Origin of the sequence: Streptomyces durhamensis, assembly GCF_000725475.1 — a bacterium.
Lineage (GTDB): Bacteria > Actinomycetota > Actinomycetes > Streptomycetales > Streptomycetaceae > Streptomyces > Streptomyces filipinensis.
The window spans coordinates 1-283 of sequence record NZ_JNXR01000194.1; the positions used below are offsets into that span (position 1 = coordinate 1).

Sequence of the window (283 nt, forward strand, 5' to 3'; positions counted from 1 at the left end):
GGCGTTCGCCAGCGCCTGCCGGATCACCCGCTGCTGCGCCGGCCCGTTCGGAGCCGTCAGACCGTTCGAGGCGCCGTCCTGGTTCACCGCCGTACCGCGTACGACGGCCAGCACCCGGTGGCCGTTGCGGCGGGCGTCGGACAGCCGCTCCACCAGGAGCATGCCCGCACCCTCGGCCCAGCCCGTACCGTCCGCAGCGGCACCGAACGCCTTGCACCGACCGTCCGCCGACAGGCCACGCTGACGGCTGAACTCCACGAACGTCGAGGGAGTCGCCATGACG

At 73.1% G+C, this 283-nt stretch carries 1 protein-coding gene; it reads right to left on the reverse strand.

Features of this window, described 5'->3' with window-relative positions:
- Positions 1-283, reverse strand: a 283-nt coding sequence (locus tag IO33_RS45460; protein WP_157858100.1) for a beta-ketoacyl synthase N-terminal-like domain-containing protein, incomplete at both ends; no start/stop codon positions are given.